A 10,257-nucleotide genomic window follows, 5' to 3' on the forward strand; every position below is an offset into this window, starting at 1 on the left:
GCGCCGCTATCTGACCAGCGGCATGGCCGACAAGGCGATCGTCGAAGTCGAGGCGATGCCCGGCGCGGCGGCGGCGGGCGAGTGGCTGATCGACGCGCGCCGCTACAACGAGGCGCGCCGCGCGCTTGACCTGATCGAGACCGCGGCGATATTGGAGCCGCGCGACGGCCCCGCCATCGCCGCGGCCCGCCCATCGGGCACGACCACCCCGTAACGCGTCCTCCGATGGAGCCGCGTCCAACAGAAAGCGCGACCCATGGCCCTCGCCGATCCGCAGCGCATCGAAACGCTCGATCCGTTCGACCCGCTCCAGCTTGCCGACCAGCTCAGCGAAGAGGAGCGGATGATCCAGGGCGCCGCGCGTGCCTATGCCGAGGGCGAACTGCTGCCGCGCGTGACGTCGGCCTTTCTCGAAGAGCGCTTCGACCGCGAGATCATGCGCGAAATGGGCCAGCTCGGGCTGCTCGGCGCGACGATCGACCCCGAATATGGCGGCGCGGGGCTGAACTACGTCAGCTACGGCCTGATCGCGCGCGAGGTCGAGCGGATCGATTCGGGCTATCGCTCGGCCTGCTCGGTGCAGAGCAGTCTCGTGATCCATCCGATCAATGCCTATGGCAGCGAGGAGCAGAAGCGCAAATATCTGCCCGGCCTGACCTCGGGCGAGCTCGTCGGCTGCTTCGGCCTGACCGAACCCGACGCGGGCAGCGACCCCGGCGGGATGCGCACCCGCGCCGAGAAGATCGAAGGCGGCTATCGCCTCAAGGGCGCGAAGATGTGGATCACCAACGCGCCGATCGCCGACGTCTTCGTCGTCTGGGCGAAATCCGACGCGCACGACGGCGCGATCCGCGGCTTTGTGCTCGAAAAGGGCATGAAGGGCCTGTCGGCGCCGAAGATCGAGGGCAAGGTCAGCTTGCGCGCCTCGATCACCGGTGAAATCGTCATGGACGGGGTCGAGGTCGGCGAGGATGCGTTGCTGCCGCACGTTTCGGGACTCAAGGGCCCGTTCGGCTGCCTCAACCGCGCGCGCTACGGCATCGGCTGGGGCGCGATGGGCGCAGCCGAATTCTGCTACGAGGCGGCGCGCAATTACACGCTCGAGCGCAAGCAGTTCGGCCGCCCGCTCGCGGCGAACCAGATCGTGCAGCTGAAGCTCGCGAACATGCTCACCGAAATCGCGATGGGCTTGCAGACCGCGCTGCGCGTCGGGCGGCTGATCGACGACGGCCGCCTGATTCCCGATGCGATCAGCCTGCTCAAGCGCAACAATTGCGGCAAGGCGCTCGACATCGCCCGCGTCGCGCGCGACATGCACGGTGGCAACGGCATTTCGGCCGACTATCACGTCATCCGCCACGCGGTGAATCTGGAGACGGTGAACACCTATGAGGGCACGCACGACGTCCATGCGCTGATCCTCGGCCGCGCAATCACCGGGATCAGCGCCTTTGCCTAAACCGCTGGAGGGCATCCGCGTCGTCGAACTCGCGCGCGTGCTCGCGGGGCCGTGGAGCGGGCAGCTGCTCGCCGACCTCGGCGCCGAGGTGATCAAGGTCGAGCGGCCGGGCGGTGGCGACGACACGCGCGAATGGGGCCCGCCGTTCGTGACGGGCGCCGACGGTGCCAATCTCGGCGCGGCTTATTATCATAGCTGCAACCGCGGCAAGCGCAGCGTCGCGATCGATATCGCGAGCGCCGCGGGGCAGGCGGAGGTGCGCGCGCTGCTGGCCGATGCCGATGTCGTGATCGAGAATTACAAGGTCGGCGGGCTCGTCAAATATGGCCTCGACCCGGCGCGGCTGCGCGCCGATTTTCCGCGGCTGATCGTCTGCTCGATCACCGGCTTCGGTCAGACCGGTCCCTATGCGCACCGCGCGGGCTACGACTATATCGTCCAGGCGATGAGCGGCTTCATGTCGCTGACCGGCGAACCCGACGGCGCGCCGCAAAAGGCGGGGATCGCCTATGCCGACATCTTCACCGGCATGTATGCGACCGTCGCGATCCTCGCGGCGCTGCGGCGTCGTGACGTCACGGGGAAGGGCGCGCATGTCGACATGGCGCTGCTCGATTCGCAGGTCGCGGTGCTCGCGAACCAGGCCGCCAATTATCTCGCGAGCGGAGTGGTGCCGAAACGGATGGGCAATGGCCACGTCAATGTCGTGCCCTATCAGGTTTTCGCCACCGCCGATGGCCAGCTCGTGATCGCGGTCGGCAACGACGGCCAGTATCGCAAGCTCTGCGCGATCCTGGGAGTGCCCGAATGGGGCGGCGATCCACGCTTCGCGACCAATGCCGCGCGGCTCGCGAACCGCGCCGAACTGATCCCGCTGCTCGCGGCGAAGATCGCGACATGGGACGCGCAGCCGCTGTCGCTCGCGCTCGAAGCCGAGGGCGTGCCCGCGGGGCCGATCAACGATCTCGCCGGCGTCTTCACCGACCCGCAGGTGGTCGCGCGCGGGATGCGCTTTCGTCCCGAAGGCGCGTCGATCGACGGCGTCGCCAGCCCGATCGTTATCGACGGCGAACGCATGGTCGCGCCGACCGGCGCGCCGGTGCTTGAGGGATAGCAAGATATGGAGGCGGCTTGGGGCCGATAATCGACATTCCCGTCATATGATTTCGTCATTCCCGCGCAAGCGGGAATGACGAAGGTAGGGAATGCCCGCTTCTCAACCCAAAGCCTGCCCACTCGTGGGGATATCTCATAAAAAAGGGGCGCCCGATGGACGCCCCTTTCCCCCTTTTTCCGGTGCGGCCGGTCAGAATTTGACCGTGCCGGTGACGAAGACCTGGCGCGGGTTGCCGTAGAAGGCGGTCAGCACACCCTCGTCGCCCAGCGTCGAGGCGCCGGCGGCGTTCTGATAATTGTAGCCCGACGTGATATAATGCTTGTCGGTCAGATTCTTGCCGTGGATGCCGATCGAATAATTGCCGCTGTCGGCGGTCCACACCAGGCTCGCGTCCCACAGCACATAGCCCGGCTGGTCGAGCGCCGGGATCGGCACCTCGAACTGATGGGTCAGGCTGCGATAGGTGAGGCCGGTCGAGGCATCGATATTGCCCCCCATCGCCGGAATGCCCGCCGCGATCGAACCCGATACCGTCCATTTGGGCGTGTTCTGAAAGGTGCGGAGGTTGGACACATCGGCCGGGGGATTGCCCGCGATGAACTTCTTGTATTTGGCGTCGATAAAGCCGAGCGCGCCGTTGAAGCGGAAGGTCGAACCCGCACCCGCGAAGTCGCGTGCGAGGATGGCATTGGCTTCGGCCTCAATGCCCTGCAGCCGCGCCTTGCCGGCGTTGGTGGTGATGCCGCAGAAGGTCGCGATGCCGTTGGCATCGACACAGGCTGAAGATCCCGGAATCTGGACGTTCTTATAGTCCATGTAGAAGCCGGCGAGGCTCAATGTCAGGCGGCGATCGAGCAGCGAACCCTTATAGCCGAGCTCATAGCTGTCGACCTTTTCCGGCTCGAACGACAGATAGTCATAGATGTCCTGATAGGAACGGCCCGCTGCCGGATTGCTGATCGGCGCCGCCGAACCCGATCCGCGCGGATCGAAGCCGCCGCCCTTGAAGCCCTTTGAGTAGGAGACGTAGACCATATTATTGTCGTCGGGCTTGAAGCTCAGCGAGGCGCGCGGCGTGAACTCCTTGAACGTGCGGTCGCCATGGAAATCGGTCGCCGGCGCCCCGAAGGTGATGGGGGTCAGGGTGCCGCCGAATTCGGGGGACAGGCCGGTAATCCGCGTCGCCTTGTAGACGAAGGCGTTGCGTTTGTCGTTCGTATAGCGGCCGCCGACCGACAGGCTCAGTTGATCGGTGAAATCGAAGGTGAAGTCGCCGAACACCGACCAGGTGTTGGTCCGCACATCTCCGGCGGTGTAGGCGTTGAGGCCGGGCAGACCGTAGAGGCGCTTGCCGGACAATCCCAGCAGCACGTCGAACGATGTCGCGGCCTTGGCGTCGAGATAATAGAAGCCGACGAGGCCGTGCAGCCGGTCGCTTTCATAAAGAAGCTGAAATTCCTGGCTGAGCTGTTCGTTGCGATAGACGGCGGGGACGTCGACGTCGACCGACGGCAGCGCGTCGAAGTCGATCGGGGTATAGCTCGTGTCCTTGCGCCACGCGCTGATCGAGCGCAGCGTCAGATTGTCGGTCAGTTCCGCCGAGACGTTCATCGCGAGGCCATAGGCCTTCACGTCCTGCTTGGGATCGTTGAGCCCGGCACGGGTGTCGTAGACGTCCTTGAGCACCGGCGCGCCCGAGAACAGGCCCGGGATCAGGCGGTGGCCGTTGCGCGGGTCCGATTTGTCGCGCGTATAGTCGCCCGAAATGCGGATCAGCACCGGCGCGCCGTTGCCGCCGAGTTCGATCGTGCCGCGGCCGGCCCAGACGTCCTTGTTGTAATTTTCCAGACCCTTGATGGTCAGATTGTCGCCGAAGCCGCCGCGCGACAGGCGCGCGATCGAGCCGCCGACGCGGACGATGTCGCTGATCGGCGCGCTCGCGGTGACGACGAGATCGGCCTGGTTATAGGTGCCGAGCGTGCCGCGGATGCGCAGCTCGGGCGAGTCGGGATTGAGCGCGCGCGTCACATATTTGACCGCGCCGCCGATCGTGTTGCGGCCATAGAGCGTGCCCTGCGGCCCGCGCAGCACCTCGATCCGCTCAACGTCATAGATGTCGAGCACCGCCGCCTGCGGCCGGTTCAGATAGACGTCGTCGAGATAGATGCCGATCCCCGCCTCGAAGCCGGGCACCGGGTCCTGCTGGCCGACGCCGCGGATGAAGGCGGTCAGCGTCGAATTGGTGCCGCGCGAATTTTCGAGCGTGGTGTTCGGCGCCATGTTGGCGACGTCGGTGATGTCGATCGCGCCCGCCTTGGCCAGCGTGTCCGCCGACAGCGCGGTGACCGCGATCGGCACGTCGATCAGCCGCTCGTCGCGGCGGCGCGCGGAAACGATGATCTCGTCGCCGTCGTCGCTGCTGGCGCCGGCCTCCTGCGCATGGGCGGCGGGTGTGAAGGCGAGCAGCGACAGCGCACTCGTCGCGGAAAGGACGTGACGCAGCGAACGGGCGAAAGGACGCATGAAAACTCTCCCATGGGCGGGAGGCCCCTCGCCACCCGCTGCTTTTTTGGGGCTTGGTCTTGCCAAGCCGCGCAGGGGCCTATAATGAAACATGAACCAAGTTTCAACTTGGAATATGCAGCCGTCGCTTTTTGCTTGCCAGTGGTGCCGAAATGCCACGATGCAGGAAGTGCAGCGCGCTAGGGGAGACGGGAAGGCGCATGGATCAGCCGCAGTCAGTGACGGAGGCCGCCGAGGGCGAAAGCCGCGACAAGACGCCGCGCACCGAGCGCGGGCGCCGCACCTTGCGCAAGCTGCTCGACGCGGCGGCGGTCGAATTTGGCGAGCGCGGCTTTCACGACGCGTCGATCAGCGGCATCACCCGCCGCGCCGGAACCGCGCTCGGGAGCTTCTACACTTACTTCGATTCCAAGGAGGAAATCTTCCAGGCGCTCGTCCGCCACATGAGCGAATTGCTCCGCGACCATGTGACGCCCGAGGTACAGGCGGCGCCTGACGAGATCAGCGCCGAGCGCATCGGCCTGCTGTCCTTCCTCGGCTTCGTGCGCGAGCATAAGGAAATCTATCGCATCATCGACGAGGCCGAATTCGTCGACTACGCCAGCTATCGCCGCCACTATGAAACGACGGTCGAGCGTATGCGCCAGCGGCTCGAAGCGGGCGCCGCGCGCGGCGAGATTCGCGCCGACGCGAGCGAGGTCCACGCCTGGGCGATCGCGGGCATGAACGTTTTCCTCGGGATGCGCTATGGCCTGTGGGACGAGAGCGCCGACATCGGTGAGGTCGCGCGGATCGCGAACGACATGCTCGCGAACGGGCTGAAGAAGAAGGATTAGTCGGTCGTTGCTCTCGTAGTTGCGAGGGTCGGGTCGAGCGGCAGCTTCGGTGAGAGTGCCCGCTTTCCATACCGAAGCCGCCGCCTATGAACTCTCGTCATCCCGGACTTGATCCGGGATCCATTCTCTCAGCGCTGGATGAATGGATCCCGGATCAAGTCCGGGATGACGATGAAACATAGGTCCACTCCCGGCCGCAAACCGCCACGGCGCTGGCGAATGTGGACTACCCCCGCGAAATCAAAAAGATCGCATGTTCGGCGCGCCAGCTTGCGGCGGCGTCGCTCGTCGGCCGGTCGCCCGACAGATACCAGGCTTGCTCGACCCGGATTCCCTTGCCGCCGACGAGGTCGCGAAAATCGCTGACCGTCACATGGTGGATGTTCGGCGTTTCGTACCAGGCCACGGGCAACAGCCGCGTCACCGGCATCCGCCCGTTCCAGAGCAGCGCGAGGCGCACCCGCCAATGTGCGAAATTAGGGAAGCTGACGAAGGCGCGTGGTGCGATGCGGAGCAGTTCGTCGACGATGCGGTCGGGGCGCTCGGTCGTCTGGAGCGTCTGCGACAGGATCGCATAGTCGAACGCGTCGTCGGGATAATCGGCGAGGTCGCGGTTCGCGTCGCCCTGCACGACCGACTGGCCGCGCGCGATCGCCGCGGTGACATTGGCCGGATCGATCTCCAGCCCACGGGCATCGACCCCGGCGTCGCGCAGCGCCGCGATCAGCGTCCCGTCGCCGCAGCCGACGTCGAGGACGCGCGTGCCGGCGGGCACCGCGCCGGCGATGATCGCCAGATCGGGGCGCAGCGTCACGGCGTCACCCCTCCGCCCGGAGTGCGCCCGCGACGAGGCGGTCGAGCGCGGGGACGTCGAGGAGGAAGCTGTCGTGGCCGAAGGGCGCCGACAGCTCGACGAAGCTCGCCGCCGCGCCGACGCTTTGCAGCGCCTGGACGATGCGGCGCGATTCGCTGGTCGGATAGAGCCAGTCGGTGTCGAAGCTGACGAGCGTGAAGCGCACGTCCTTCGCGCGCGCGAAGGCGCCCGCGAGCTGGCCCTCGTGCGGCTCGGCGAGGTCGAAATAATCCATCGCGCGGGTGATGTAGAGATAGGCGTTGGCGTCGAAGCGGTCGGTGAAGGCGAGCCCCTGATGCCGCAGATAGGATTCGACCTGAAAATCGGCGTCGAAGCCGAAACTCTTGATGTCGCGCGCCTGCAGGCGGCGGCCGAATTTCTCGGTCAGCCCCGCTTCGGAGAGATAGGTGATATGCGCGGCCATGCGCGCGACGGCGAGGCCCTTGGTGGGGGTGCAATATTTGTCGTAATAATCGCCGTCCTGCCAATCGGGATCGGCCATGATCGCCTGCCGCCCGACCTCGTGAAAGGCGATATTCTGCGCCGAATGACGCGCGGCGCTGGCGATCACGATCGCCGAGCCGAGCCGCTCGGGGTGCGCGGCGGCCCAGGCCAGCGTCTGCATTCCGCCCATCGATCCGCCGATGACGGCATGAAGCCGCTCGATACCGAGATGATCGAGCAGCATCGCCTGCGCGCGCACCATGTCGGCGATCGTGATGACGGGGAATTTCATGCCCAGCGGCGTCCCGGTCGCGGGGTCGGGGGTCGCGGGGCCGCTCGTCCCCATGCAACTGCCGAGGACATTGGCGCAGATCACGAAATAGCGATCGGTGTCGACCGGCTTGCCGGGCCCGACCATGCGCGCCCACCAGCCGGGCTTGCCCGTCGCCGGATGGTCGCTCGCGACATATTGGTCGCCGGTCAGCGCGTGGCAGACGAGCACCGCGTTCGATTTATTCGCGTCGAGCGTGCCATGGCTTTGATAGGCGATCGTCACCGACGGCAGCGTCTGGCCGCTGTCGAGCGACAGCGGCGCGTCGATCGTCACGCTGCGGTGCTGGATCTGGTGGAGAAGGCTCGCCATCGGTAGCGCGGAGCTAAGCGGGCTGGGGGGCGCTGTCAACGATGGGTGGAAAGGGAGCATGCGGGGGACGGAGAAGATGATTCGCGCAGCGACGCAGGGTTCGCAGAGGATAGAGAGTCCAAACTCGTCCGCCTTCGCAATCCACCCCCTGTTCCCCCGCGAAGGCGGGGGTCCATCTCCCGCCCTATCGAGATTCATCCTGCGGTGCAGAAGAACGAGAGCATGGGAGATGGACCCCCGCCTTCGCGGGGGAACACGGAGGGGTGGGTTCCGCTCAATAAACTGGACTCGCCGGGGACAGCCGCTAAACGGCGCGGCATGACCGACAGCAGCGCGACCCTCACTCCGAAGCCGTGGATCAGCGGCATCGCCCCCTATGTTCCGGGCAAGTCGGCCGGTGCCGACGGCCGCCCGCTGATCAAACTCAGCGCGAACGAAAATCCGCTCGGCACCGGCATCAAGGCGCGCGAAGCGTTCGCTGCGGCGCAGGGCGCGGCCGACGCGCTGTCGCGCTATCCCGATCCCGGCGCGGCGGTGCTGCGCGAGACGATCGCGGCGAAATACGGGCTCGACCCGGCGCGCGTGATCTGCGGCAACGGGTCGGACGAGCTGCTCCACCTCGCCGCGGGCACCTATGCCGGGGCGGGTGACGAGATTCTCTATGTCCGCTATGGCTTCGCGGTATACGAGATCGCCGCGCGGCGCGTCGGCGCGACGCCGGTCGAGGCCGACGACCGCGATTATGCGACCGATGTTGATGCGCTGCTCGCCGCAGTGACCGACCGGACCCGCGTCGTCTATCTGGCGAATCCGAACAATCCGACCGGCACGCTTGCGACGAGGGAAGAGGTGGCGCGGCTCTATGCCGGGCTGCCGAAGAACGTCCTGTTCGTCATCGACCAGGCCTATTCGGAATATCTGGCCGCCGACGAGGACGACGGCGGGCTGGACCTTGCGAAGACCCAGCCGAACGTCTTCGTCACGCGCACCTTCTCGAAGATCCACGGCCTCGCCGCCGAGCGGATCGGCTGGGGCTATGCCGCCGCCGAGGTGATTTCGGCGCTGCACCGCATCCGCCTGCCGTTCAACGTCACGCGTGCGGGGCAGGCGGCGGCGGTCGCGGCGCTCGGCGACGATGATTTCGTGAACGCCAGCCGCGAGCATAATGCGACATGGCGCGCATGGCTGGCGGGCGAGCTCGAAGCGCTCGGCAATCACGGCGTTCGCGTCGTGCCGTCGGCGACCAACTTCCTGCTCGTGCTGTTCGAGGGCGAGGTGAGCGCCGAGACGGTTTACAACCGGCTGATGGACGCGGGCTATATCGTCCGCTGGCTGCCGGGGCAGGGGATTCCGCAGGCGCTGCGCATGACGATCGGCACCGAGGACGAGACGCGCGGACTGGCCGCGGCGATTCGCGCGGCGCTGGCGGGGTGATGGCGCGCGCCATCGGCCATGTGACGATCGTCGGGCTGGGCCTGATCGGCTCGTCGATCGCGCGCGCGGTGAAGGAGCGGCTGCCGCAGGTGACGGTGACCGGCCATGACGCCAGCGCCGACGTCCGCGTCGCGGCGCGCGCGCTCGGTTTCTGCGATACGGTCGCCGACGATCCGGCGGCGGCGGTGGCCGAAGCCGATCTCGTGATCCTCGCGGTGCCGGTCGGGCGGATGGCCGACGCGGGCTCGTCGATCGCGCCGGGGCTGCGCGGCGATGCGATCATTTCGGACGTCGGCTCGTCGAAAAGCGGGGTCGCCGACGCGCTCGCCAAGGCGCTTCCCGGCCATCTTGTCATCCCGGCGCACCCGGTCGCGGGGACCGAGAACAGCGGTCCCGCCGCCGGCTTCGCAAGCCTGTTCGAGGGACGCTGGTGCATCGTCACCCCGCCCGCGGGCGCGCCCGGGGAGGCCGTCGCGGCGGTGACCGGCTTCTGGCAGGCACTCGGCGCGAAGGTCGAGACGATGGAGGCCGCGCACCACGACCGGGTGCTCGCGGTTACCAGCCACCTGCCGCACCTCATTGCCTATACGATCGTCGGCACCGCGAGCGAGCTCGAGGAAGTGACCGAGAGCGAGGTGATTAAATATTCGGCGGGCGGCTTTCGCGACTTCACCCGCATCGCCGCGAGCGACCCGGTGATGTGGCGCGACGTTTTCCTCGCCAACAAGGAAGCGGTGCTCGAAACCTTGCAGCGCTTCAACGAGGATCTGACCGTGCTTCAGCAGGCGATCCGGCGCGGCGACGGCGGCAAGCTGGAGGAGTGGTTCACGCGGACGCGGGCGATCCGCCGCTCGATCATCGAGCAGGGTCAGGACGATGCGGCGCCCGATTTCGGGCGAAAACACTGACCCCTATCCGTCGCCCCCGCGAAGGCGGGGGCCGCTATCG

General features: G+C 66.7%; 8 protein-coding genes and 1 pseudogene. 6 read left to right on the plus strand and 3 right to left on the minus strand.

What is annotated here, in order from left to right; translation table 11 throughout:
• From OJI97_RS06575 to OJI97_RS06585, 3 genes and pseudogenes are all read left to right on the plus strand, one after another.
• Positions 1-214: pseudogene (locus OJI97_RS06575) on the plus strand (hypothetical protein); the annotation flags it as partial.
• Positions 215-256: 42 nt separating this feature from the next.
• Complete coding sequence (locus OJI97_RS06580; RefSeq protein WP_257546308.1) at positions 257-1,459, plus strand: acyl-CoA dehydrogenase; 1,203 nt, start codon at positions 257-259, stop codon at positions 1,457-1,459.
• On the plus strand, positions 1,452-2,573 hold the full coding sequence (locus OJI97_RS06585; protein WP_297662260.1) for a CaiB/BaiF CoA-transferase family protein: 1,122 nt from the start codon (positions 1,452-1,454) through the stop codon (positions 2,571-2,573). Before OJI97_RS06580 ends, OJI97_RS06585 begins: the two co-directional genes overlap by 8 nt.
• A gap of 192 nt (positions 2,574-2,765) precedes the next feature.
• Here the strand turns inward: OJI97_RS06585 and OJI97_RS06590 are convergent, their stop codons facing one another.
• The gene (locus tag OJI97_RS06590; protein ID WP_297662261.1) at positions 2,766-5,099 is read right to left on the minus strand and encodes a TonB-dependent receptor; all 2,334 of its coding nucleotides are present in this window, start codon (positions 5,097-5,099) and stop codon (positions 2,766-2,768) included.
• 200 nt (positions 5,100-5,299) lie between these two features.
• On the opposite strand from OJI97_RS06590, the gene OJI97_RS06595 reads away from it, so the two are divergent.
• Complete coding sequence (locus tag OJI97_RS06595; protein WP_297662262.1) at positions 5,300-5,935, plus strand: TetR/AcrR family transcriptional regulator; 636 nt, start codon at positions 5,300-5,302, stop codon at positions 5,933-5,935.
• A gap of 226 nt (positions 5,936-6,161) precedes the next feature.
• Here the strand turns inward: OJI97_RS06595 and metW are convergent, their stop codons facing one another.
• Both metW and OJI97_RS06605 read right to left on the minus strand, forming a co-directional pair.
• A complete protein-coding gene (gene metW, locus OJI97_RS06600; protein WP_297662263.1) occupies positions 6,162-6,749 on the minus strand; it encodes a methionine biosynthesis protein MetW in 588 nt (195 codons plus the stop codon).
• Positions 6,750-6,753: 4 nt separating this feature from the next.
• Complete coding sequence (locus tag OJI97_RS06605) at positions 6,754-7,875, minus strand: homoserine O-acetyltransferase (protein WP_297662264.1); 1,122 nt, start codon at positions 7,873-7,875, stop codon at positions 6,754-6,756.
• Positions 7,876-8,193: 318 nt separating this feature from the next.
• Here OJI97_RS06605 and hisC point away from each other — a divergent pair, with 318 nt between their 5' ends.
• Together hisC and OJI97_RS06615 are read left to right on the plus strand one after the other, a co-directional pair.
• The gene (gene hisC, locus OJI97_RS06610; RefSeq protein ID WP_297662265.1) at positions 8,194-9,309 is read left to right on the plus strand and encodes a histidinol-phosphate transaminase; all 1,116 of its coding nucleotides are present in this window, start codon (positions 8,194-8,196) and stop codon (positions 9,307-9,309) included.
• A complete protein-coding gene (locus OJI97_RS06615; protein WP_297662266.1) occupies positions 9,309-10,217 on the plus strand; it encodes a prephenate/arogenate dehydrogenase family protein in 909 nt (302 codons plus the stop codon). Before hisC ends, OJI97_RS06615 begins: the two co-directional genes overlap by 1 nt.
• The last annotated feature ends 40 nt before the right edge of the window (positions 10,218-10,257 follow it).

The sequence above is a fragment of the Sphingopyxis sp. genome, from assembly GCF_025869345.1.
In the GTDB taxonomy this organism is placed as follows: domain Bacteria; phylum Pseudomonadota; class Alphaproteobacteria; order Sphingomonadales; family Sphingomonadaceae; genus Sphingopyxis.